A 23469-nucleotide genomic window follows, 5' to 3' on the forward strand; every position below is an offset into this window, starting at 1 on the left:
GCGCCTACCCACGGAGAGAGACATGGCAGAACGCCTAAATAATGACTTTCAATTTCTGGATGTACCACGTCAAGATCCAGAGAAAAAAGATATTACTGTCCGCAAAGCAGAATTTGTGGAAATTTATAAACCTTTTACTTCGGAAACTGTCACTAATCAGACACACCGTTGTTTAGGTTGTGGTAACCCATATTGCGAATGGAAATGTCCTGTACATAACTACATTCCAAACTGGTTAAAACTCATTGCCGAAGGACAAATTTTCCAGGCTGCTGAGCTTTGCCATCAAACGAACACTTTACCTGAGGTATGTGGTCGTGTGTGTCCGCAGGACCGTTTGTGTGAAGGTGCTTGTACCTTAAATGATGGTTTTGGTGCAGTAACTATTGGGAACGCTGAAAAATATATTAATGACACCGCTTTTGCTTTGGGTTGGCGCCCAGACATGTCCCATGTAAAGTGGACAGGTAAAAAAGTTGCGATCATTGGTGCAGGTCCAGCAGGGCTGGGTTGTGCCGACATTTTAGCCCGCGGTGGTGTTAAGCCAGTTGTATTCGATAAGCGTCCTGAAATTGGTGGCTTACTGACATTTGGTATTCCAGAATTCAAAATGGAAAAGGATGTCATGAAGCGCCGCCGTGAAATTTTCACAGGTATGGGGATTGAATTCCGCTTAAATACTGAAATTGGTAAAGATGTCACGATTGATGAATTACTTGCTGAATATGATGCAGTATTCATGGGAATGGGAACTTATACCTATATGAAAGGTGGTTTCCCGGGTGAAGATCTTGATGGTGTTTATGATGCGCTTGATTTCTTGATCTCTAACGTGAACCGTTGCCAAGGTTGGGAAAAAGATCCAAGTGAATACATTAGCTTAGACGGTAAAAAAGTTATTGTTCTTGGTGGTGGTGATACCGCAATGGACTGTAACCGTACTTCATTGCGTCAAGGTGCTCATGATGTAACTTGTGCATATCGCCGTGATGAAAGCAATATGCCAGGTTCTGCACGTGAAGTAAAAAATGCGTATGAAGAAGGCGTAAAGTTCTTGTTTAACCGCCAACCAATCGAAATTGTTGGTGAGAATGGTAAAGTAACAGGCGTAAAAGTGGTAACGACGCAGATGGCTGAACCAGATAGTCGTGGCCGCCGTAGCCCTGAGCCAATTCCAGGTTCGGAAGAAATTTTACCGGCAGATGCAGTTTTACTCGCGTTTGGTTTCCGTCCAAGTCCAGCAGACTGGTTTGGTAATGTGAATATTAATCTTGATGGTTCAGGTCGTGTAGTTGCACCAGAGCATCAAGAATTTAAATTCCAGACATCAAACCCGAAAATCTTTGCTGGTGGTGATATGGTGCGTGGTTCAGATCTTGTAGTTACAGCTATTTGGGAAGGTCGCCAAGCTGCTGAAGGTATTTTAGATTATCTTGGTGTTTAATCTAAAAATCATTACTAAAGTTTTTGATAAAGCCTGCTATATGCAGGCTTTATTTTTTACCGTTAATCAGTTTGATGTTTTTGGCAAATACAATAAGCTTTTTTGCCCTTTTTGGCCCCTTAGTTGCAAGAGATACTCAAAACTTCCTTCTTCACTACAGTAGGTGTTGAGCATGAACATCGCAGGTATGACGGCAGAAAAATCATATTTAAATCGTCGAAAAGCGTTGGGTATTACAGTGCGTCGCCTTGAGTTTAATCCTCAAGCAATCAAGCGCTATTATTTTGCAAATTCGCCTTTAATGTCCCATTTTTTAACTGCACTCTCTTCAACATTTCCCGTAGGAGAACAGTTTTTTGTAAATAGCGTGCGTAATGTACGTGACAAAGTTTCCGATCCCCAATTGCAGGCACAAATTGCAGCTTTTATTGGACAAGAAGCGATGCACTCAAAAGCGCATGGTGAATTTAATGAGGCTTGGCGCCGTGATGATTATAATCTGGATCGTTTTCAGGCTTGGTTGAATGAGCGTGATAAATATTTAAGAACAATTTCTCCTAAGCTACAGCTGGCATTGACATGTGCATTTGAGCATTTTACGGCTTTGCTTGGAGGGTATATTTTACAGCATCCTGAATTATTAAAAACTTTGGACCAAGATGCGCTAAAGCTTTGGGTCTGGCATGCTATTGAGGAAATCGAGCATCGTTCAGTTGCATTTGATGTGTACCAACATGTATATGGTGATGATCGTATTCGCCGTTTACTCATGCGTAGTGTTACTACGGGATTTGCGAGTCTTGCTTTCTATGGTACGACGCGGTTATTTTGGCAAGATAAATGGAAAAGCTTGCCTAAAGTCGGAGGTAACTTATTTGGGCTATATTTGCTTGCTAAAATGCTTATACAGCTAACTCCTGAATATTTTGCTTATTACAGAAAAGACTTTCATCCGAGTCAAAAAAACTATGGCCAGATGGTCGATTACTGGAAGAGTTATTTGGCCGATGAATATCAAATGACAAGTTTCCAAGAGGAAACAAAGTTAAGGCCAAGCTAGAATAAAAAAACCGGATTTAAAGATCCGGTTTTTTTAAATCTATAAAATAAAAGCAACACAATAATGCCAAATTCATCATACAATCGAGACAAGAGGTTAAAAATATAAAGAAAAACTTGAGGATAAAGTGACGATGAAAACGTTTAAACAACTTGTAATCGCGACAACACTTGCAAGCACCTTACTATTTTCCGGCTGTGGCTATAATACTTTACAGGTCAAAGATGAGGCTGTAACAGCGGCTTGGTCTGAGGTACAGAACCAATATCAACGTCGATCAGATTTAGTACCAAATCTTGTAAACGTAGTTAAAGGTTATGCTAAGCACGAAGAGCAAGTATTAACTGAAGTAACTCAGGCACGCGCAAATGTAGCAGGCTTGAAGGTCGATAAAGAAGTATTGGAAGACCCAGCATTACTTGAAAAATATCAACAAGCGCAAAGCCAGTTAACTGGTGCATTATCTCGACTGATTGCTGTTTCAGAAAATTACCCAGACTTAAAAGCCAATACCCAATTCCAAGAATTACAGGTTCAGCTTGAGGGTACAGAAAACCGAATTGCTGTGGCACGTAATCGTTATATTACAACTGTTCAAGACTATAACTCTTATGTCCGTCAGTTCCCACAAGCTGTAACAGCGAAAGTGATTGGTATGCATCCAAAAGCTAATTTCTCTGCAGAAGCATCGGCTCAGCAGGCTCCAAAAGTTTCTTTCGATTAATTTAAATCAAGGAAGAGCCGCATGAGAAATACTATATTGCTTCAGTTTAAGCAAATTAAGGTGTTTGTTATTACCTTAATAGTGCTCTGCTGCAGTGTTCTGTTTCAGAGTGCGGCTTGGAGTGAGAATAATATTGCCACTGCTACAGATGAAACTGATACTGTGGTGGCAGGTAAAATTATTCAACAGCAGCAAGCTCAAGCATCGAAACCTAAAATCAATGAGCAGGCTGCTTCAAGTGCCGCGTCTCAAGCTCAGGTTGCGAATGACATGGCTGATGGTGAATCAATTCGCGGTTTACCAACATTAAATCAGCCTGTTATTGATCAAGCCAATATTTTGAGTGAAGCTGAAAAGCAGCAACTCAATCAGAAAATTTTAAATCTATACCAGCAAGGTAAGGCACAAATAGGTATTTTGATTGTACCGACCACAGGCCAAGAAGATATATTTGATTACGCTTTACGTGTCGGCGAAAAATGGCAACTTGGTTCGAGTAAACGAGATAATGGTTTACTTATCGCAGTTGCTATTAATGATCATAGAATACAAATTTTGACTGGATATGGTTTAGAAGGCGTATTGCCTGATATTGTGGCAAGTCGAATTATTCGAAATCAAATTACACCTTATTTTAAACAAGCCCAATATGCCCAAGGCTTAAACGCTGGTCTTGATGAAATCGGAAGGATTTTAAATCTAGATCCGGAAGTTGCTCAGCAAGCTGCTCAAGATTTAAAAGAGCGCCAACATCAGGCTGCCGAAGAACAACAAGCCAAACAAACTACTTTGACAATGGCGTTGTTTATTCTTATTGCCGGAATTGTAGGCTCGTTTATTGTTGGTCGACCTCTTAGTGCTTCTACAGCAGGTGTTGCTGCCGCGGTAGCAGGCTTTGTAAACGGTGCTGGCTTGGTCACTAGTTTATTACTTGGATTTGGTATTTTCTTTTTACTCATTACCTCAATTGCCCAACTTATTTTACAGGCTATTTTAAGTGGTTCTGGTGGGGGTGGACGCGGAGGCGGCTTCGGTGGTGGAGGCGGCGGTTATGGCGGCGGTGGAGGTCGTTTTGGTGGTGGAGGTGCTTCAGGGTCATGGTAACAACATCAGAAACAACACAAATTATTACTCAACCAAAAATTGAGGAATATGTAGAGCCAAGTTTAAAACGTTGGTTTAAGCATCTTTGCTATTTTCCTGCTAGTAGCCGCTATTTTAGTAAAAGGGATAAACAAGCTATTGCTGAAGCTGTTCAACAAGCAGAACTTGGTCATGTTGGTGAAATACAGGTCGTTATAGAAGGGCATATTCCTTGTTCACAAGCATATAGGCAGAACACGCGCTTAAGGGCACAGCAATTATTTGCAGAACTTGGGGTTTGGGATACTGAACTTAATAGCGGTGTACTGCTCTATTTAAATTTATGTGAACGCACAGTAGAAATTATATTTGATCGTGGTATTCGAAGCGCGACGACTGAGCAGGTATGGCAACAGATTTGTGAGTCTATTGTGCAGCAGCTTAAACAAAAGCAGTATCTACAAGCTGTAGTGATTGGGGTTCAGCAAATTGGTAATGTGATGTCTCGCTTTTACGATGAAAATATGCCAGATCAGAATAATGAATTGGGTAATGCGCCTATCATTATTAATTAAATTATCTACACAAACTCTAGTTGTTTTAAAAAATTTGGACAATAAACTGACTGACAAAAAATGTCATCTAATTATGTATTTTTAAAGAGATTTTTGTCACATTAAAAAGTAAAAAAAAGAAGTAGACTGTGAAGAAATTTTTATTAGTGATTTAGTTCTAAAAAAATTATAGTGACAATTTTTGTCACTTATTTACTGCTTTAGCATTTCCAATAAGTTTAAAGTATTTATAAGTATTTGTTTTTAATAAAAAATAAAAGTTGGCATGGTTGCTGCATTATATTCTATAGCTCAAAAAGCTTATATAAAAACATACATACAATCTTTGGGGAAAAGGCTATGAATGCACAAAAAGGTTTTACATTAATCGAACTCATGATCGTTGTAGCGATTATTGGTATTTTGGCAGCGATCGCGATTCCTGCTTATCAGGATTACATTGTCCGCTCAAAAGTAACAGAAGGTTTAAATCTAGCATCTTCTTATAAAACTGTAATTGCTGAAAATGCAGGAAATGGGGCTTCTAGTTTAGTTTTAGGAGTACCTAATTTTAGTGCTACAGATAGTGTTTCATCAATTACACCTAATGCTACTAATGGGTCAATTAAAATAGTCTATAGTAATAAAGTAAAAGATATTGAACTTACTTTAACTCCTTATGATGGTGGTGGTAACACACCACTAACAGCTGGTACGGTTCCAACAAATCAAATCACTTGGAAGTGTACTGTAGCTACACCAGCGGATAATAACAAGTATGTTCCTGCGAACTGTCGTAGCTAAAAACCTTTAATCAAATATATAAAATGGCAGTTATATTATATATAACTGCCATTTTATTTTGACCATAGATATTTTTATTAAAGATAAATTTTTTCTTTAAATAATTAATATGGATTTTAGTATGCTTTTTCGATTAATTTATATTTTTTCTTTTGTATTTTTTTTATTATCAATACTAAATCCAATTCATACTTTACCTTGGGTAGGTTTTTTTTCGGAGTTTTCTTGCTATATAGCTGGATGGTTGCTAACATTAAGCTTATGTTTTTTCAAAAATAAAATATCTGTAGATATAATTCCTTTTGTAATTATTTTACTTGTACCTTTAATACAATATTTTTCTGGGGAAATATTTTTCTTTTCAAATTTTTTCTTTTCAACTATTAGTTTGCTTTATTTTTTATTAATGTTGATTGTTGGATTTAACTCTAAAATAAGAAACTTTAATATCATAATGTATTTGGCTGTTTTTTTTATAGCTTCTGGTTTATTTTCTAGTTTAATAGCGATTATACAGTGGATAGGATTATCTGAAAAGAGATTATTTATTATGGGTTTGGTAGGAAATCGTCCCTATGGTAATATGGCACAGCCAAATCATTTAGCTACTTTTCTATGTATTAGTCTTCTTTCTTTATGGTATTTATTCGAGAAATACAAAATTAATCAATTTGCACTTTCTTTTTTTTCAGTTGTTTTCTCAGCTTCACTTATATTAACTCAGTCTAGAACAGCATGGATAATTTTACTTCTATTTTTGATATTTTTTAGTATCGGTATTAAGAAATATAATCTTAGATTGTCTATGAAAAATATAGGTTTTTTAAGTATTTTTATCATTTTTTTTGGTATTTCCCTTCCTTATTTTAATTTTATTTTATCTTCGAATTTTAATATAATAAACACAGTTGGATTGTTAGATAGAGCAACTACTGGATATCAAAGATTAGAAATATGGAATCAAATGATTCATGCAATTACAGAAGAACCTTGGCATGGATATGGGTGGAATCAAACTACAGCTGCTCAGTTTAGAGTTGTAGATTATATTCATAATAAGGAGTGGGTCACTAGTGCACATAATTTGATTTTAGATATATTTGTTTGGTGTGGTATTCCTCTAGGATTGTTAATTGTTACTTACTTCGTATATTTATATATAAAAATTATTTTTAGTATCAGTGACTTGGAAAGTATTTTTTGCTTTTTAGCTATTTCATCTATTTTAATTCATAGTTTATTAGAGTTTCCTTTATATTATTCGTATTTTTTTATACCTTTTGCTTTATTTTTAGGATACGCTCTTGGTTATAAATATAAAGTATGTTTAGAAATAAATTCTTTGTTTATATTATTTTTTTTGATATTTAACTCTTTTTTGGGCGTTGTGGTATTTAAAGAGTATTTAAAGATCAATGATAATCTTTTTTCAGGAAAACTACATGCCATGGGTAATCAGCGAGATAAAGTTAAGTTACCTTATAAATTATTCTTCTTCGATTTTTTTGATGAACGTGCTAAGTGGTTGGCTTTATATCCAAAGATGAAAGTCGATCGAGAAGAAGTATTGTTAGGAAATAAAATGGTTCAGACGTATTTAAAACCATATGATATATATAAGTATGCACAATTGCTGGCTTTTAATGGTTGTAAAGAAGAATCTATTCGTCAGTTAAAGATTTTAAGTATTTTATACGACATACATGTTAGCTATGAAGATTTGTTGCGCAAAGATAATTCTTTAGTTTCTAATTGATTTCTATTTATTAGTCACCTTTCCCAATAAACTTATTATGCGATTCTAAGAAAAGACTAAATGCATAGAAAAAGAGGTGAATTTTTCTTGCTAAAGCTTTTTAGTCCATTTATTCATCTTCGATGTATAATTCTTCTCAAGTTTTTGGTCTGTAACCTGTCACTATGCAAGTATTCTTTTTATTCCTCGCAGCAATCCTGTTAGGTTTTGCATGGCTATCTCCATTTCACTATAACCCTTGGGTGATGTTTTCTAGTGAAATGAGTACCTTTGCGGCAGGTCTAAGTGCCGTAGCTGCACTTTTTTATCAAAATATAAAAATTCCGCGGGCGCAATTATTACTATTGCCATTTATTTTAATTCCAGTGGTGCAGTGGGCTTTTGGTCTGGTTTTTGATTTTAGTACAGCTTTGTTAAGTTCACTTTACTTATTAGGCTTTTGGTTTATGGTTGTGGCTGGCTATAACCTGTCATTAGATTATCAGCAGCGGGACCAAATTTTTACAGGATTTAGCCTGCTTACCGTCATTGTTTCAGTTGCAACTAGCTTTATTGCGGTTTGCCAATGGTTAAATATTGATACACATTTTGCACATATGTTGCATTTGATTGGTAATCGTCCATACGGTAACTTTGGCCAACCCAATAATATGGCAACCTTTCTCATTATGGGGTTATTAGGATGCTTATATTTATATGAAAAGAACAAGGCTTCAGTTTGGTTACTCTTGCCATCAGCACTAACTATTTTATTTGCAGTTGTCCTAAGTCAATCACGCACTTCTTGGATTGTTTTTCCATTTTTACTAACCTATTGGGCTATTAAGCAATTTAACAAACCGAAGCGTTTTGGACTTTTTCAAGGCTTATTATGGTGTGCTGGCTTTTTCCTCATGGCGGGCTTAGTTTTACCATTTCTTACAAGCTTAATTGAGGCATGGTCGCATACAGATATAACTCAGGCGAGTAGCTTGGCTGAACGGGCAAGTTCTGGTTATTTGCGTTTTAATATCTGGACGCAAATGTTACTCGCTGTACAGCAACATCCTTGGTTGGGATATGGATGGAATCAAACTAGTGTTGCTCAAATGTCTGCTTATACTCTTTTCCCAACAGCAGAATGGACGACTAGTGCTCACAATGTGTTGCTAGATCTTATTATTTGGAATGGTATTCCAATTGGTATCGTGATTATTGCTTACTTTACATGTTGGTTATTTTGGTTAAATCAACAAGCGAAAGAAACAATTTCGATTATTGCAGTGATGATGGTCTGTACAGTACTTATTCATGCCATGTTAGAATTTCCGCAGCGTTATGCTTATTTCTTACTGACTTGTGGCTTTTTATTGGGTGTAATTCAAGCACAGACTCCAATACTGAAAGGTTTTGTACTCGGTAAACATCTTCTGCATTTAATTTGGGGTGTTAGCTTAATACTTATGATCGCAATTTGGCGTGATTACAATGTATATGTCATGAATAGTAATTTACTATTTAAAAATAAGCAGCCAAATGCCGAGCTTATGGGAAGTGACCAGATTTTTGTTCTAACTCAATTTGAGCAGCGTTTAAAGTGGATTGCGCTTAATCCTCATGTAACTTTATCTGAAGCAGAGTTAGTTCAATGGGGAAATTTTGTGAAGAACAAAGCAACCCCCTATAATTTACGTAAATATGCTCAGTTACTTGCTTATAATGGAAAAATAGATCAGGCAGAGCGACAAATATTTATTTTGCAGCACCTTTATGGACAGCAAATAACACTGCCGCAATTATTAAAAGATAAATAAAAAAATCCCCTTGTATTCAAGGGGATTTTTTTATGAGAAATTACATTTGGCTCTGGATATAATTCTCAATACCCACACTACCAATAAGATCAATTTGAGTATCTAACCAATCCCAATATTCTTCTTCTTTTTCTAAAATTTCTTGTACCAAATCACGTGTTACATAGTCTTGTTCTGTTTCAGCTAATGCAACTGCTTTTTGAATAGCTTCAATGTTTTCTTTCACTTTGCGAATATCACATTGCAGAACTTCTTCTGTATGCTGACCAATATACAATTTACCTAGATGTTGAAGATTAGGAAGTCCTTCTAAAAATAAGATACGTTCAATAATCTTGTCGGCATGCTTCATTTGACGAATTGATTCTTTATATTCAGCAGAACCGAGTTGTTCAATTCCCCAGTCATTAAACATGCGAGAGTGTAAAAAGTATTGGTTAATTGCAGTTAAATGATGATACAGCACTTGGTTAAGCTGATTGATTACATCACGATTGCCTTTCATTGTAGCTACTCCAAAACAATTTCTGCCTTAATCCAATTAAGGCAATCTATGAATTCATTTTAGTGAACATTCACGGATATGGCGAGTAATTTATAGAACAGCAAATGAAAATCGCAATCAAAAACAACACAATATTGGTAAAGCTGAATTTCCTTCCAAAAAAAACCGCTTGAATGAGGAACAGTTAACGTTCCGCAAAAAGCGGTGGAGGAGTCAATAATTTACTGTTAAATACTAATTTTTATTATGCAGCTACAGAAATGCGCGCAGCAATTTCTGCTAATTCTTCACTAATAATAGCACGTGCTTCTGGTGCACAGCGTCCACAGCAAGTACCGAGGTCAAGCAAATCGCGAATTTCACGATAGCTTTCAGCGCCATTTTCAATAGCGTCTTTAATATCCTGATCGGTAATGCCACGACACAAGCAAACGTACATGGGAGTAATCCCCAAATATAAATGCGATAATTGATATTATTGATAATTATTATCGTTTGTCAATGAAATTCATTTAAAATCTCATTTATCTTTATTGGGATTTTGGATAAAAAAATACCGCCTAAGCGGAAATCTAATGGTTGTTTAGATTTCTAAGCATAGCGGTATCTAATTTTAGAACTAAATATTTAAGGATTAATCTGTAGCTAAATCTTTATCTTATTGATTAATAATTACAATTCCATCCATTTCTACTAATGCGCCTTTAGGTAGACTTGCTACCCCAAGTGCTGCACGAGCTGGGTATGGCTGAGCAAAATATTCGCCCATAATTTGGTTTACAAGCTGGAAATTAGATAAATCAGTAAGGAAGATGTTGAGCTTTGCAATATCTGCAAGTGAGCCACCCGCAGCTTCGCATACTGCTTTGAGATTATCGAATACACGGCGGATTTGAGCTTCAATACCGTCTACAAGTTCCATACTGTAAGGGTCTAAACCAATTTGCCCTGATAGATAGAGTGTGTTACCTACTAAAATAGCTTGAGAATATGTGCCGATAGCAGCAGGGGCATTTTCAGTATGAATGACTTGGCGGGACATTTGGTTCTCCTTGATTAAATCTTTTTCCATCATAATCGATGATAGGTTTTGACAAAAGTATCATCGATTTAATTAATTAGGTGCTTATGGAAAGTTAGATTTTAGTAAAGTAGAACAATTTTTAGCTGACTTTAGAAACTTCTGCTTGTGGAGCAGGGGCATCCAAACGCTCAATACGTGGGAATCCATAGTGCATTCGTAAATCACGAATGACTTTCGCAATATGTTTACGATTGTTGACTACAATATTGACGAAAGTACGTTGCTCATTGGAATGCACCATTTCCACCCCCGCATTATTTTTACGGCATTGATAGATGAGATCTGATACCTGTTCATCATTCATTGCCATATAAATCGCAAGGTAGGCTGTAAATCGTACATCATCTACATCATCTGCTTTCCATTGAAGCGGCATAATATTTTCTGGATGTAGATGTTGTTCATGAAGTAAATTATGACAACGAATACGATGCACAATTAGGCCACGACGTGTTAAATGACCTTGAATTAAATCACCTAAAATTGGGTTACAGCAGTGAGCATATTTAACATCGATACCTTCAGTACCTTGAATTAATCGGTCCGAATTTTCTACTTGTGGATGTTTATCATTTGCAAACAAGTGGTTGGCTACAAGTTGAGGAAGTAAATCTCCAACTGCAATTTGCTCAAATAATGCATTTTTATTGTCAATATGACGCCATTGTAAGAGGTCTAGCCAATCTGCATCTGAAAGGTCGTTGATTGAACGATTAAAGAGTTTCAAAGCGCGTGAAAGTGCTTGGGCACCTACTAAGCGTTGTTCTTCAATATCTTGATCTTTGAGCACGTGTTGTAAAGCACGACGAGCTTTTTGAGTATTAATAAAGCTAAGCCAATCTGGATTTGGAGTTGCTAAAACATCAGTAATAATCTCAATAACTTGTCCACTGACTAGGGGTGTTGAAAGTGGCTTAATTTCACCATCAACTTTCGCACCTACCGCATGGTTACCCAAGAAAAGACTGGCTGAATAGGCAAAATCAACTACTGTTGCACCTTGTGGTAATTCATGTAATTGACCATGTGGGGTATAGACCCAAATTTTTTCTTGATGTAGATAATCAAGTAAATCGTTAAAAGTTGTCTTAGCGCATTCACTATCAATGAGTGTATTTAAATTTTGCATTGATGCCTGAATGGCAGAGCGACAAGTTTGTGGAGCATTTTCACCTAATACCACACCAAAACGGGCAGCTTTACGCATCAATTCAGTTTGGATGGTGAGTGATAACGTAGTTTTTTCGCCTTTGAGCTTGATCAGTAAAGACTGATTTCCGCCAGGTAGTGGACGGCGGATATGATCTTGATATTGGATGACTTGGAAATTTTCTTTTAATGCTGCCACTAAGCGGTCGCAGTCAGCAATAGACTGTAAAACGATTTCAAAAGCATGACTATGAGTCAGCTCTTGTAAATCCATTTCGTTTTTAACGAAATGGCGTAATAACTCAATATTATTATTTTTCTTTTTAATACGACCTTGAATGTGATAATTGTGCAGAAGCTCTGCAAGATTTTGTTCCCAAATACTTTGATATTTACATCGTTCGGGTTTGGTTTGAAGTAAAGCATTTTGAACGTTATCAAACATATCTAAATCAAGATTTTGATAACATAAATTTTCAAGATTATCGGCCATTTCATTCATGCCGACTAATCTTGCCATAGGTACAAAAATATCAAAAGTTTCTTGCGCGATACGAGCACGTTTATCGGGACGCAGAGCACCCAATGTGGTCATATTATGATAGCGATCAGCTAGTTTAATAATAATAACGCGTGGATCTTGTAAGGTTGCTTGCAGAATTTTTCTGAAAGATGCGGCTTTATTATATTCTTTATCGCTTGACTGGCTTAGCTTAGTTACGCCATCAACGAGTTCTGCAACTGTTTGCCCAAAGCGCTCAATAATATCATCTTTGGTATATTGAGTATCTTCAATGACGTCATGTAAGAGCGCTGCCATTAAAGTTTCCGGATCTAAACGCATATTAGCTAAAATACAGCTGACAGCAATAGGATGCAGAATATAGGGTTCACCACTTTTACGGGTAATACCAGTGTGTGCCAGATCTCCAAAATCACAGGCAGCAAGCACTTTCTCGACTTCACTTACTGATAAGTAAGGTTCGATAATTAATTTGAGCTGTTGCTTGGCTTGGCTGACCTCTTCGCCTGGCATAGACCACCCTTTTTCTGTTACTTAAAAAACTAAATCTATCTACTTCTTAATGAAAAGCATATTGCGGAACTTGTCAATTTTTTCGTTTGAAAAAGTGTATTTTTTTTTCAATGAAAATAATTGCTTTTGCCAATATGTTTTTAAATATAAAGAAGCCAAATAAAAAACCATCGCAAAGAAACGATGGTTTTTTATAGAAACAGGAGTAATTAGAAAGAAAAACCTTCTAAATTTAAACTGTTTGTAGAAAGGGCAAGATCAAGACTAGAAGTTTGATAATCTTGCTCACGTTGTTTAAGAATTTCTTTCGTTACGTGACCTACAGCGATTTCGCGTAAAGCAACAACTGTTGGTTTGTCGTTATCCCATTCTACAGTTGGCTCCATGCCTTGACGTGCCAATTGACGAGCACGTTTACTTGCAACGAGCACAAGCTCAAAACGGTTGTCTACATGATCTAAACAATCTTCAACGGTGACGCGTGCCATAAAAGTTCTCGTTTTGGAATGGTAAATTTGAACAGACTAAATAGTATAAAAGGCTTTCGTTCCAGACTCAAGTTATTCCTGTTTTGGTTGTGGAGTAATCAAGTCTTGAATTAGATTTTGATGTCTTTTTGCCTGTTGAGATAAGACTAAACGATTTGCTGTAATGACAGCTTCAAGCTCATGTAGGGCTTTATTAAAGTCATCATTAATAATAATGTAATCAAAATTTACATAGTGTTGCATGTCTTCCACAGCACAGCTTAAGCGATGTTCGATAACTTCCACCGAGTCTGTGCCACGGTTAGATAACCGTTGACGTAAATCGAATTGAGTAGGTGGTAAAATAAAGATCTGTTTAGATTCAGGAAAGAGTTTACGTACTTGTTCAGCACCTTGCCAGTCAATTTCAAGCAAGACATCATGCCCTTGAGCTAATTGTTGTTTAACAGTTGCTTGAGAAGTGCCGTAGTAGTTACCAAATACTTCAGCGTATTCAATAAATCCACCTTGATTTACTTGGTCTAAAAAGACATCTTTTGTTGTGAAATGATAGTGAACACCATCTAACTCACCTGGTCGTTGACCTCGGGTAGTATGCGAAACTGAAACATGTAAATTGCTTACACGGTCAAGTAGGGCTTTCACCAAAGATGTTTTGCCCGTTCCTGATGCAGCAGAAACGACAAACAATAGACCCGACATGATATTTTTCCTGATATGATAAAATATCTTCGCTATTGTAGTGTACCGTGCGTTTAAACTGAATAGTTTTAACTGCAAATATTTACGAGAACTTCCCCTGTTTTATTAATTTTGAGGCTGTTATGGAAATTGTGTTAGCTAATCCGCGTGGTTTTTGTGCCGGTGTTGATCGAGCCATAGCAATCGTCAATCGGGCTTTGGAATGTTTTAATCCACCTATTTATGTGCGTCATGAAGTTGTACACAATAAATTTGTGGTAGATGACTTACGTCAAAGAGGGGCTGTTTTCGTTGATGAGCTGGATCAAGTGCCAGATGATTCTATTGTAATTTTCAGTGCGCACGGAGTTTCAAAAGCGGTCCAGCAAGAAGCAGAGCGTCGAGGTCTCAAAGTTTTTGATGCGACTTGTCCGCTTGTTACGAAAGTGCATATTGAAGTGACTAAATATGCCCGTGAAGGTACAGAAGCGATTTTAATTGGTCATGAAGGGCACCCAGAAGTGGAAGGAACAATGGGGCAATATGACAAATTAAAAGGCGGTGACATTTATTTGGTCGAAGATGAAGCCGATGTAGCAGCGCTTGAAGTCAGACATCCAGAAAAATTAGCTTTTGTTACACAAACGACTTTATCTATTGATGATACTGCAAAAGTCATTGATGCTTTGCGTGCGAAGTTCCCTAAAATTCAAGGGCCACGCAAAGATGATATTTGTTATGCAACTCAAAATAGACAAGATGCCGTACGTGATTTAGCTGAAAAATGCGATGTCGTATTAGTTGTTGGATCACCTAATTCATCAAATTCGAATCGTTTACGAGAGCTTGCTGAACGTATGGGCAAAGCGGCTTATCTAGTAGATAACGCCGATCAGCTTGAACAATCATGGTTCAATGATACTTGTAAAATTGGCGTTACAGCAGGCGCTTCTGCTCCAGAAATTTTAATTAAACAAGTGATTCAACGTTTACAGGATTGGGGAGCCCAAGCACCTAAAGAGTTAGAAGGGCGTGAAGAAAATATTACTTTTAGTCTTCCTAAAGAGTTACGTATTCATGTGACTCAAGCATAAAATGTGACTTGTTTAACATACTGATTTTAAAAAATTTAAACAGATGATTGTCAAATGACGGTTATCTGTTTTTTTATACCCTTTATCTGGTTTGTATTCGTTTTGTAAAAGTAGAACGTAAAATTTATATAGAAATAAAAAGTTTTAAATTTATTTGGGGTTATGGGGATGAGGGGAATTACTCCGCAAGAAGGGTTCACCTTAGTGGAACTCATCGTAACAATTGCAGTCATGGCTATTATTGCAATGATGGCTGCGCCGTCTATGTCAAATTTATTAGAAAGTAAACGTTTAGATACTAATCAAAGAGATTTAATTAGCACTCTATCTGAGGCGAAAAGTCAGGCTGTGCTTGGTCGTCAGAATGTTTCAGTTAATTTGAATTCAGCGGCTTCTAATACGGCCACTTTATTAAATTGGCAACCTACTTCTAACAACACCCTAACGCTAAAAAATATAGCTGCTGATAATACCCAAAGTTCTTTAGCTATCACTACTTTAACATTTAACGCAAACGGAGTTGTGAGTAATATTACTCAGGATGCACTTATATCTATTTGTAATTCAAGAATAAATAAAAAGAAAAATTTTATACTTACAAAACTTGGAGCTTTGGTTTTTAAAGCTGAGGAGACATGCTAATGCATTTAAACAATCTGAAAGCTCAAGCAGGTGTTGGTTTAATAGAAGTTTTAGTCGCTTTAATTCTACTTGCAATAGGAGTGCTTGGTTATGTAGCACTTCAGATTAGGGCAATGGATGCATCTTCAGAAGCATTAACTAAATCTCAGGCGATGATAGTCATGAGGGGGTTAGCTGAAAATATTCGCACAAATAGTGTTCAAGCTGGTCAATATCCAGCATTTGTGCGTAGTTATAGTAATTTTTCATCAACTACAGTGGCTCCGACTTCCTGCTTTAATACGCCGTGTACGCCTTCACAGCTTGCTCAATTTGACGCATATCAAACAGCAAAAAATGCAGATCAGCTGGGTATCAAAATTACAATGACAAATTGTCCAGGCGTTACTTCAACTATGACTTTACAAAGGCAATGTTTATTCGCTTTTTGGGGAAAAACTTTACCAGTAACGAGTACAAGTGGGAGTACATCAACTGTAGATGTATCAAATTGCATCACTAGTAGTGGAATTTATGTCTCTAATTCTAAGTGTTTAATGATGGAGACATATTGATGAATCGATCATTTTTAGAAAAGCAGCAAGGATTTACCTTAATTGAACTTATGGTTGCTTTGGCTTTAGGTTTAATTCTTGTTGCAGCTGCTACTCAATTGTTTATAGGTGGAATTTTATCAAGTCGTCTACAAAAAGCGAATGCTGAAATACAAGATAGTGGTATTTTTGGTCTGGATTATATTGTACGTGACATACGACTTGTCAATTATGGAAATATTATAAATCCTCAGTTAAATGATACTACTCCTTGGGGAGGGATAGTGTTAACGGGTTCTACTGCTACCAATAATAACAATGTAAATTTTGTGCCTAATACGGGGACTAACGCCTATATCGCAGATGCTTTATTAAGCCGTGGTGCAGGCGATACAGTAAGTACCTTAAATAACCAGTGGAAAGGCCTTTCAAATATACAGAACAGTTCAAATGCAACTATACAGAGTGATCAGCTTACTATTCAATTTATTGCTCCTTCTAATATGACAAATTGTGAAGGTGTAAATGTTTTGGCGGGTGATCTTGTTGTAGAGCGCTATTTTTTACGTCTCGATAATAATGGGAGTTCACAACAAGATTATGCCCTAGCATGTGATGCAAATACACCTTCTACCACACCTACAGCTCAACCAACATCAGTTGATGGGTTTGGAGATGCGGGTCAAATTATATTGCCACGTATTGATCATTTTCATGTTCTATTAGGCGCGAAAAATGCAGCTGGTAATTTTGCTTATTACACTATTCCTCAATATCGAGTGGCTGCACAAGCTGCAAGAGATGCGACCCCTACACAATTAGCTCCACGTATCTTATCCATACAAATTTCTGTATTAGCGCGTTCTACCAATAATGCTCAAAACAAAGCAGTCGATCCTAATCAAACTTTTGTAATGTTAGATCAAACAGTACATGCCTCAGATACAAGTACACGATTCTTGCGACGCGTTTATAGCACAACAATTGCTTTACGTAATGCAATGGGGGAAAAACTATGACCCATTTGAGAAGCAAATATATAGTCCAACATCATCAAAAAGGTGCGACGCTTATTGTTGTGCTTATTATTTTGTTAATTGTTATTGCTGTGGGGGTTTTAGCCATTAGGGTGGCTATTGTTTCTTTGAAAGTTGCAACAAATAGCCAAATTGGCCAATTAAATTTTCAATCTTCTGATACTCCTATACAGCTCATCACCCAGATGGATCCAACGACGCTTACAAATATTAGTAATGTGTTAGGAGCAGCACTTAAAGAAAATGAGAGTCATCCTGGATCGGAATATAATTTTTGCTATAAGCCAGTTTCGACCACTGTAAGTTTTGCCCAAACCCGAGATGCGAGTCTACTGCGAGCAGGAACTGCTAACAATGCCGTGGTAGAGGATGGAGGAGTGGCTGGCTTTTGTGACCTGACCACTGATTATGGAAGTAATCGTCAAGCTGTCGTTACACAAATTGCTGTAAGCATTCCAACAGATGCCGTTAATGATGTTCCAGGTTCAAATTTACCACGCGGAACAAATGCGTCTGAAGGTACTGCTTTACCAAAGAGTATGCTTTCTACACAACGCATTCGAGTGATTTCAACTTCTTTTTTACCTGCTTATGCTTCTACCTCAATGCAAACTTTGCAAGCAGATTGTTTGAGTACAAATAGTGCCAAGATCAGCGATAACTTTGATAGCTCATTAAGTAATAAACAAACGTTAGCTGATTGTTTGGCAAATCATAACGTACCTTTTAGTACTCAGATTCAAGAATTTAACTATACCAATAAACTTACTGAAACTATGGCGCCAGGTTCATAATGGGGAATATCATGAAACTACATTTCAAACCAAATAAATTATGGTATGCCATCTATTCAACTTCGATGACATTTACATGGCTTATGTCAAGTTCTGTAGTGCAGGCAAGTGATTTACAAATTTATGCCTCACCTACAGCAGGTAAAAAAACAATTGTTATGATGCTAGATACTTCTGGATCAATGGGGCGTACGATCCAGTCCGGTTATAGTATTTATGATGATTACGGTATTACAAGTTGTTCAACTACTTATGTAAACTCAACAACTACTCCTAGTTATCGTCGGTATTATTGCGGGGTTTCCTCAAATACCACTAATAGCAAAGTAACTAATTTAGCAACCGGATGTGAGAAACAGGCAGATAATAGTTATCGTTGTTATGACCGGTTAACGCGCCTAAAAGATGGTATGTTTTCTTTTTTAGAAAATAATAACCCGATATTTAATAATGTAAGTGTTGGATTGGGGCATTTCTCTACATACAGTAGTGGTACTACTGGTGATGGCAGTAGCGGAGAAATTTTGGTTCCAGCAGCAAATTTGGGCGTTGTAGGATCTGCACAAAGAGTTGCATTAAAAAATGCTGTAGCTGGATTAGAAGCAAGTGGAGGAACGCCTACTGCTAATGCTTATGCTGAGGCAGCAGCTTACTTAATGGGAACACGAACATTAAGCTCGACTACAGCAAATGTGGCAATGTATTTTAAATATTATCCAGTTTTAACTCAGACGTCACAAACCGTTTACTATGCCTGTGGTAATACTTCAGCTAGTGGTTCAACAGATAATACAAAGTGTACATATACGCCGACCACAATTCCAAGCCAGTCTAATTTATCTAACTATAGTAGTAATACTACAAGCTCAACAAATGGAAATATAACGACTTACACCACTTATTATTATAAAACGACTGGATGGTTTTATCCTACAACGACCTATTACTATAAAACTACTTATAGTGAAACTAAAGTAACCAGTTCAACACCTAATTATCAAAGCTGTACAGCATATAACTCTAATGGATGTACTACTTGGAGTGCGGCTTCTTTAACTAATCCAACAACAGATACCTATGATACGCAATGTACAGTTAATACAGTGGCTGGTACATGTGTCTATCAAACTAAAACAATTTTAGGTACAAACAGTTATAGTGGATTTAATAGCTCCGTTCAAAGTTCAAAAGATCCAGATACCAACTACACTACATATAAATCACCATTACCTCCCGTTAGTCAGCGTCAAAGTTGTGATGGACAAGGGGTTTATATTTTGTCTGATGGTGAACCAACGAATAACGTAAACTCTTCTGTTTTAGCCTCTGCATTGAACCTTAGCTCGTTTAGTAATAGTGGTGGACTGAGCGGTGGTACAAACTGGGATTATATGAGTAACTTCGCTAAGGCCTTATTTAATGGCGGGGTAATTCAAAGTGATGCTAATAATGCTACAAACCCAGCTAATGTATCTATACAAACTGCTTTTGTTGGTTTTGGTTCAGCATTAAATGCCTTGAGCACTACAGATGCGAAGAACGCTTGTAAAATGAGTTCTCGTACTCAAATAGATAGAAGTGGAGATGATGCATGTTCTCCGAATCAGGGAACAAATGCTGTATCTGCCCCAGGTTATGGTAATGGTGGATTTTTTCCTACCCAAAGTGCGCAGGGAGTAACCGATAGCGTAATTGCATTTATTAATAACTTAGGGAAGGTGCCTTTAGAGCCTCTTACTACTGGTGCGATTTCTGTACCTTATGATGCATTGAATCCTAAAAATCTACAGGAATATGGTTATTTACGGGCTTTTGAGCCAGATCCGGCAAATGCTTATCTGACTTGGCGAGGTAACTTAAAAAAATATCATGTGGTTTTATCTGGTTCAAATGCTGGTGCATTTGAAGCGAACTCTGGTGGACTGGTCTATGATGCAAATGGAGCATTCCGTAGTGGTACAAAAGATTATTGGAATAGCTCTAGCTATAATGATGGCGGAAAAGTTTTCTTAGGAGGAGCCTATAGCAATGTACCATTACCAACTTTAGGTCAGCCAGAAGAGGTAAATTCTCAAGGTAATATTACTAAATATTATTATGCAGCAAAAAATAAAATCCGAAATCTTTTTACTGATGTTTCTACCGTGGCTACAGATGGTAGTTTAACTAAAATATCAACTACAAATACTAACTTACTGAAAATTCCTGCTGCACCTGCTGTAAATACAAATCCTTTTGATACAGCGGCTAATACTGCAAGTTATGTGCTAGGAAAATTTAATAGCTCTACGGGACAAGATGTTTTGAAGGCATTTCCTGTGAGCTTGAAATTAAAATTATTAAATTACTTGGGTTATCCGACAGATATTACGGCGACAGCTCTACCAAGCACATTAACCACATCAAATGCCCCTTATTTATCGATGGGCGGGAGTATCCACTCTTTTCCGGTACAGCTGACTTATAGTGGTACTTTAGATCAAAATGGAAATTTAACCAGTGCACGTGAGCAATCTATTCTTTACGGAAGTATGGAAGGAGGATTGCATATCGTAGATGCCTCTTCTGGGGTTGAGCAAATGGTATTTATCCCAGCCGATATATTAAATGATACGGTAGCGTCTAAAGCTTTAGTGGTAGGGCAAAGTGATTCAACAGCCCCTGCTCAAGGTATGGATGGAGCATGGGTATCGGATCCAGCATATAACATTACTACTACAGGTTCAGGTAGTTCAGCAGTATCAAAAGTTACTGCTAAACAAATGAATATTTATGGTGGAATGCGTATGGGGGGCAGTAGCTATTATGGATTAAATGTATTAAATCCAAGTTCCCCACAATTAATGTTTAGAATAGGTGCAGATCAATCTGACTATAGCCGTATGGGGCAAAGTTGGTCTAAGCCTGTACTTGCAAATATTCGTTATAACGGTGCGATTAGACGTGTCATGATTGTTGGTGGTGGTTATGATCAATGCTATGAGAAACCAAATATCACGTTGAGTGACTCATGCTTTAGCAATGGTAAGGCAAAAGGAAATGCTGTCTATATTATCGATGCTAAAACCGGAGAGCGTTTATGGTGGGCCAGTGATACAGGTTCCAATAATGATAACGCTAATATGAAGCATAGTATTGTTAGCCGTATTAGTACTTTGGACCGAGATGGTGATGGCTTAGTAGATCATTTGTATTTTGGCGATTTAGGTGGACAAGTCTTTCGTGTAGATCTTAATAATAATCAGACTCAAACTAACTCGACTTATAGTAGTTTCGGTATAAGAGTTGTGAGATTGGCAAATCTGGCAACAAACGATACAACAAATGATAGTGGAAATGATTACACAGGTGGAAATGCCCCTCGTTTTTATGAGCCGCCTACCGTAACAATTCATGATTATGGTGTTCGCTCATTTATTACGGTTGGTATCGCTTCTGGTGATCGAAGTACACCACTAGATGTTTATCCAATTATTGGCCGGGAAGGTATGTCTCCTAGTACGGCGCTTAGTGGTCGACCTGTAAATAATGTTTATGGAATTATTGATAGAGACTTTATCAAAAAGAATTTAATGTCGTTAAGTGATAGTCAGCTTGAAACTAAGGATCTTATTCGCTCAAATCTGCGGAAAAACCCACAAATATTAAGAGCAGGCGAAACGAGCGTAGGGCAAGTTTTCTTTCCAAGTACGGGTATAGGTCAAGCAGGTTGGTACCGATCACTTTCTAGTACGAGCAATGGTACTGAAAAAGCTGATAATAGCTTCCGTATTAAAGGGGGAATGAAAGCCTTTGAAGAACCAATAGCAATTACAGGTAATTTAATCGTTCCTGTCTATGATCCTCAAGGAACGGGTATTGTTGCGTCAGACCCTTGTTTACCACGTGTAGTAGGTGAAACAGATCGACAAACTTATTGTCTACCATTTGGAGTGTGTCTGAATACTGATGGATCGATTAATCATAATAAGGAAGATAATAGTGGTTTTGGAACAGATGGAACAAAGAACCTAAATGTAATTGGTTCAGGGGTTCGCAATATTACTTTTGTGCCTAGTGAAGATAATCCATCTCCGCAAAACAGTTGTGGAAAATTAAAGCTATCTGGTAATGAGCAAGGAACAGGGCAGTGGCAATGCACAAGCTATTTGATCCCTGCACGCTGGTATGAGCGGTATCGCTAAAAGGGATGGTTTATGAGTAAATACTATAATTTGAAGTTCAATCGGGGTTTTACTCTGATTGAACTTATGGTCACTCTACTTACTTTAGCTATTCTTGTTGCTATTGCTGTTCCTTCTTATCAAAGTTATGCCCGTAGAGCTACCGCATCTGCCGCTAAGAGTGAGATTTTAAAATTAGCTGAGCGATTGGAGCAGCATAAGTCTAGAAATTTTACCTATAGGGGATTTACCACAACCTCTGTAACGTTAACTCGTGGGGGGTATACGATTCAGATCACTGATGATACGACTGCTGGTAATTTATTAACGAGTTCTGCTGCGAATGGGCAGACATGGGTGATTAGAGCGACTACTACAGATTCCAGAAATCTTAATTTTATTGCTAAAAACTCAGGTTTACGTTGCCAGAGCTTAACAGCTACTGCTGTTGATAATGATTGTGGTGGAACAACTACATGTAACACATGTGAAGCAAATAGTGAGAGTTGGCAGTGAAGAATGGTTTTACACTGATAGAAATTATGGTTGTGGTAGCAATTATTGCAATTTTGGTAGCGATAGCTACTCCATCGTATTTACAATATGTTCGTAAAGGGAATCGTACAGCCGTTCAATCTGAAATGATGAATATTGCACAAACTTTAGAGTCTCAAAAGATGGTGAATAACCGTTATCCCTCAAATGCAACTATACAATCAATTTATGGCTCTAATGTGAGTCCTCTTCAGGGCAAAGCTTTATATACTTTAGCTTTTACTACTTTAAACGATTCGACATGGGTGCTTACGGCAACACCAATCGCTAATACTTCACAAGCGGGTGATGGAATTATTTGCTTAAATGATCAAGGGCAAAAATTTTGGGCAAAAGGTGCTACAGATTGTGCACTATCGGCTTCATCAAGTTGGACAGAGTAATTTAAATTCAAAACTGCGGATAACTCAAAATTTAATCTTTCTTTCAGGGTGAAAATCACGTAGAATGTCGCCCTCTATGAAAGGGGTTTGAAGTGTTGCCGATGGTC

Annotated in this window: 23 protein-coding genes; 16 read left to right on the top strand and 7 right to left on the bottom strand. The window is 37.2% G+C overall.

What is annotated here, in order from left to right:
• Window positions 1–22 precede the first annotated feature (22 nt).
• From MKL35_RS08140 to MKL35_RS08175, 8 genes are all read left to right on the top strand, one after another.
• Window positions 23–1444: an FAD-dependent oxidoreductase gene (locus MKL35_RS08140; RefSeq protein WP_032011718.1), complete on the top strand. Its 1422-nt coding sequence runs from the start codon at window positions 23–25 to the stop codon at window positions 1442–1444.
• A 172-nt stretch (window positions 1445–1616) separates the two neighbouring features.
• Window positions 1617–2504 (top strand): metal-dependent hydrolase, encoded by an 888-nt coding sequence (locus MKL35_RS08145; RefSeq protein ID WP_032011719.1) that lies wholly within the window; start codon window positions 1617–1619, stop codon window positions 2502–2504.
• Between the two features lie 133 nt (window positions 2505–2637).
• Entirely contained in the window at window positions 2638–3228 is a 591-nt protein-coding gene (locus MKL35_RS08150) for a LemA family protein (protein ID WP_002051712.1), read from the top strand.
• A 21-nt stretch (window positions 3229–3249) separates the two neighbouring features.
• Entirely contained in the window at window positions 3250–4332 is a 1083-nt protein-coding gene (locus MKL35_RS08155; RefSeq protein ID WP_065286472.1) for a TPM domain-containing protein, read from the top strand.
• A complete protein-coding gene (locus MKL35_RS08160; RefSeq protein ID WP_032011720.1) occupies window positions 4326–4886 on the top strand; it encodes a TPM domain-containing protein in 561 nt (186 codons plus the stop codon). The genes MKL35_RS08155 and MKL35_RS08160 overlap by 7 nt, the downstream gene beginning before the upstream one ends.
• A 339-nt stretch (window positions 4887–5225) precedes the next feature.
• A complete protein-coding gene (locus MKL35_RS08165; RefSeq protein ID WP_032011721.1) occupies window positions 5226–5669 on the top strand; it encodes a pilin in 444 nt (147 codons plus the stop codon).
• Between the two features lie 121 nt (window positions 5670–5790).
• Window positions 5791–7425, top strand: coding sequence for an O-antigen ligase family protein (locus MKL35_RS08170; protein ID WP_032011722.1), 1635 nt, complete (start codon window positions 5791–5793; stop codon window positions 7423–7425).
• Between the two features lie 164 nt (window positions 7426–7589).
• On the top strand, window positions 7590–9218 hold the full coding sequence (locus MKL35_RS08175) for a PglL family O-oligosaccharyltransferase (protein ID WP_032011723.1): 1629 nt from the start codon (window positions 7590–7592) through the stop codon (window positions 9216–9218).
• Between the two features lie 40 nt (window positions 9219–9258).
• On the opposite strand, the gene bfr is transcribed toward MKL35_RS08175, so the two are convergent.
• From bfr to gmk, 7 genes are all read right to left on the bottom strand, one after another.
• Window positions 9259–9723 (bottom strand): heteropolymeric bacterioferritin subunit Bfr, encoded by a 465-nt coding sequence (gene bfr, locus MKL35_RS08180; protein WP_000678123.1) that lies wholly within the window; start codon window positions 9721–9723, stop codon window positions 9259–9261.
• 244 nt (window positions 9724–9967) lie between these two features.
• Window positions 9968–10162: a bacterioferritin-associated ferredoxin gene (locus MKL35_RS08185; RefSeq protein ID WP_000289091.1), complete on the bottom strand. Its 195-nt coding sequence runs from the start codon at window positions 10160–10162 to the stop codon at window positions 9968–9970.
• A gap of 219 nt (window positions 10163–10381) precedes the next feature.
• Window positions 10382–10765, bottom strand: a complete 384-nt coding sequence (locus tag MKL35_RS08190) for a RidA family protein (protein WP_002051728.1) — start codon at window positions 10763–10765, stop codon at window positions 10382–10384.
• Between the two features lie 121 nt (window positions 10766–10886).
• Window positions 10887–12992: a RelA/SpoT family protein gene (locus MKL35_RS08195; RefSeq protein ID WP_004711681.1), complete on the bottom strand. Its 2106-nt coding sequence runs from the start codon at window positions 12990–12992 to the stop codon at window positions 10887–10889.
• Between the two features lie 39 nt (window positions 12993–13031).
• Window positions 13032–13163 (bottom strand): hypothetical protein, encoded by a 132-nt coding sequence (locus MKL35_RS08200; protein WP_102990545.1) that lies wholly within the window; start codon window positions 13161–13163, stop codon window positions 13032–13034.
• Between the two features lie 38 nt (window positions 13164–13201).
• A complete protein-coding gene (gene rpoZ / locus MKL35_RS08205) occupies window positions 13202–13480 on the bottom strand; it encodes a DNA-directed RNA polymerase subunit omega (protein ID WP_000135049.1) in 279 nt (92 codons plus the stop codon).
• A gap of 72 nt (window positions 13481–13552) precedes the next feature.
• Complete coding sequence (gmk, locus tag MKL35_RS08210; RefSeq protein WP_016803891.1) at window positions 13553–14182, bottom strand: guanylate kinase; 630 nt, start codon at window positions 14180–14182, stop codon at window positions 13553–13555.
• 122 nt (window positions 14183–14304) lie between these two features.
• Here gmk and ispH point away from each other — a divergent pair, with 122 nt between their 5' ends.
• From ispH to MKL35_RS08250, 8 genes are all read left to right on the top strand, one after another.
• Window positions 14305–15255 (top strand): 4-hydroxy-3-methylbut-2-enyl diphosphate reductase, encoded by a 951-nt coding sequence (gene ispH / locus MKL35_RS08215; RefSeq protein WP_002051768.1) that lies wholly within the window; start codon window positions 14305–14307, stop codon window positions 15253–15255.
• 168 nt (window positions 15256–15423) lie between these two features.
• On the top strand, window positions 15424–15897 hold the full coding sequence (locus MKL35_RS08220) for a pilus assembly FimT family protein (RefSeq protein ID WP_016803890.1): 474 nt from the start codon (window positions 15424–15426) through the stop codon (window positions 15895–15897).
• Window positions 15891–16451, top strand: coding sequence for a type IV pilus modification protein PilV (gene pilV, locus MKL35_RS08225; protein ID WP_079377028.1), 561 nt, complete (start codon window positions 15891–15893; stop codon window positions 16449–16451). Before MKL35_RS08220 ends, pilV begins: the two co-directional genes overlap by 7 nt.
• Complete coding sequence (locus tag MKL35_RS08230) at window positions 16451–17449, top strand: PilW family protein (protein WP_032011724.1); 999 nt, start codon at window positions 16451–16453, stop codon at window positions 17447–17449. Before pilV ends, MKL35_RS08230 begins: the two co-directional genes overlap by 1 nt.
• Window positions 17446–18261, top strand: coding sequence for a PilX N-terminal domain-containing pilus assembly protein (locus tag MKL35_RS08235; protein ID WP_004711686.1), 816 nt, complete (start codon window positions 17446–17448; stop codon window positions 18259–18261). The genes MKL35_RS08230 and MKL35_RS08235 overlap by 4 nt, the downstream gene beginning before the upstream one ends.
• Window positions 18261–22445, top strand: a complete 4185-nt coding sequence (locus MKL35_RS08240; RefSeq protein WP_065286473.1) for a PilC/PilY family type IV pilus protein — start codon at window positions 18261–18263, stop codon at window positions 22443–22445. The genes MKL35_RS08235 and MKL35_RS08240 overlap by 1 nt, the downstream gene beginning before the upstream one ends.
• Window positions 22446–22457: 12 nt before the next feature.
• On the top strand, window positions 22458–22940 hold the full coding sequence (locus tag MKL35_RS08245; protein ID WP_004884685.1) for a type IV pilin protein: 483 nt from the start codon (window positions 22458–22460) through the stop codon (window positions 22938–22940).
• Window positions 22937–23362 carry a type IV pilin protein gene (locus tag MKL35_RS08250; protein ID WP_017392607.1) on the top strand — a complete coding sequence of 142 codons (426 nt, stop codon included), beginning with the start codon at window positions 22937–22939 and terminating at the stop codon, window positions 23360–23362. The genes MKL35_RS08245 and MKL35_RS08250 overlap by 4 nt, the downstream gene beginning before the upstream one ends.
• Window positions 23363–23469: the final 107 nt, after the last annotated feature.

The organism is Acinetobacter sp. AOR41_HL, from assembly GCF_027854645.1.
GTDB classification, from domain to species: Bacteria; Pseudomonadota; Gammaproteobacteria; order Pseudomonadales; family Moraxellaceae; genus Acinetobacter; species Acinetobacter nosocomialis.

What these genes read in the sequence shown, in the direction of transcription:
- MKL35_RS08145 (WP_032011719.1), top strand. Translation starts at nt 1,617, where the DNA reads ATGAACATCGCAGGTATGACGGCAGAAAAATCATATTTAAATCGTCGA.
- MKL35_RS08160 (WP_032011720.1), top strand. Translation starts at nt 4,326, where the DNA reads ATGGTAACAACATCAGAAACAACACAAATTATTACTCAACCAAAAATT.
- MKL35_RS08230 (WP_032011724.1), top strand. Translation starts at nt 16,451, where the DNA reads ATGAATCGATCATTTTTAGAAAAGCAGCAAGGATTTACCTTAATTGAA.
- MKL35_RS08165 (WP_032011721.1), top strand. Translation starts at nt 5,226, where the DNA reads ATGAATGCACAAAAAGGTTTTACATTAATCGAACTCATGATCGTTGTA.
- rpoZ (WP_000135049.1), bottom strand. Translation starts at nt 13,480, where the DNA reads ATGGCACGCGTCACCGTTGAAGATTGTTTAGATCATGTAGACAACCGT.
- MKL35_RS08170 (WP_032011722.1), top strand. Translation starts at nt 5,791, where the DNA reads ATGCTTTTTCGATTAATTTATATTTTTTCTTTTGTATTTTTTTTATTA.
- MKL35_RS08140 (WP_032011718.1), top strand. Translation starts at nt 23, where the DNA reads ATGGCAGAACGCCTAAATAATGACTTTCAATTTCTGGATGTACCACGT.
- MKL35_RS08235 (WP_004711686.1), top strand. Translation starts at nt 17,446, where the DNA reads ATGACCCATTTGAGAAGCAAATATATAGTCCAACATCATCAAAAAGGT.
- pilV (WP_079377028.1), top strand. Translation starts at nt 15,891, where the DNA reads ATGCTAATGCATTTAAACAATCTGAAAGCTCAAGCAGGTGTTGGTTTA.
- MKL35_RS08220 (WP_016803890.1), top strand. Translation starts at nt 15,424, where the DNA reads ATGAGGGGAATTACTCCGCAAGAAGGGTTCACCTTAGTGGAACTCATC.
- MKL35_RS08155 (WP_065286472.1), top strand. Translation starts at nt 3,250, where the DNA reads ATGAGAAATACTATATTGCTTCAGTTTAAGCAAATTAAGGTGTTTGTT.
- MKL35_RS08245 (WP_004884685.1), top strand. Translation starts at nt 22,458, where the DNA reads ATGAGTAAATACTATAATTTGAAGTTCAATCGGGGTTTTACTCTGATT.
- MKL35_RS08195 (WP_004711681.1), bottom strand. Translation starts at nt 12,992, where the DNA reads ATGCCAGGCGAAGAGGTCAGCCAAGCCAAGCAACAGCTCAAATTAATT.
- MKL35_RS08200 (WP_102990545.1), bottom strand. Translation starts at nt 13,163, where the DNA reads ATGGTTTTTTATTTGGCTTCTTTATATTTAAAAACATATTGGCAAAAG.
- MKL35_RS08240 (WP_065286473.1), top strand. Translation starts at nt 18,261, where the DNA reads ATGGGGAATATCATGAAACTACATTTCAAACCAAATAAATTATGGTAT.
- MKL35_RS08185 (WP_000289091.1), bottom strand. Translation starts at nt 10,162, where the DNA reads ATGTACGTTTGCTTGTGTCGTGGCATTACCGATCAGGATATTAAAGAC.
- MKL35_RS08150 (WP_002051712.1), top strand. Translation starts at nt 2,638, where the DNA reads ATGAAAACGTTTAAACAACTTGTAATCGCGACAACACTTGCAAGCACC.
- bfr (WP_000678123.1), bottom strand. Translation starts at nt 9,723, where the DNA reads ATGAAAGGCAATCGTGATGTAATCAATCAGCTTAACCAAGTGCTGTAT.
- gmk (WP_016803891.1), bottom strand. Translation starts at nt 14,182, where the DNA reads ATGTCGGGTCTATTGTTTGTCGTTTCTGCTGCATCAGGAACGGGCAAA.
- ispH (WP_002051768.1), top strand. Translation starts at nt 14,305, where the DNA reads ATGGAAATTGTGTTAGCTAATCCGCGTGGTTTTTGTGCCGGTGTTGAT.
- MKL35_RS08175 (WP_032011723.1), top strand. Translation starts at nt 7,590, where the DNA reads ATGCAAGTATTCTTTTTATTCCTCGCAGCAATCCTGTTAGGTTTTGCA.
- MKL35_RS08190 (WP_002051728.1), bottom strand. Translation starts at nt 10,765, where the DNA reads ATGTCCCGCCAAGTCATTCATACTGAAAATGCCCCTGCTGCTATCGGC.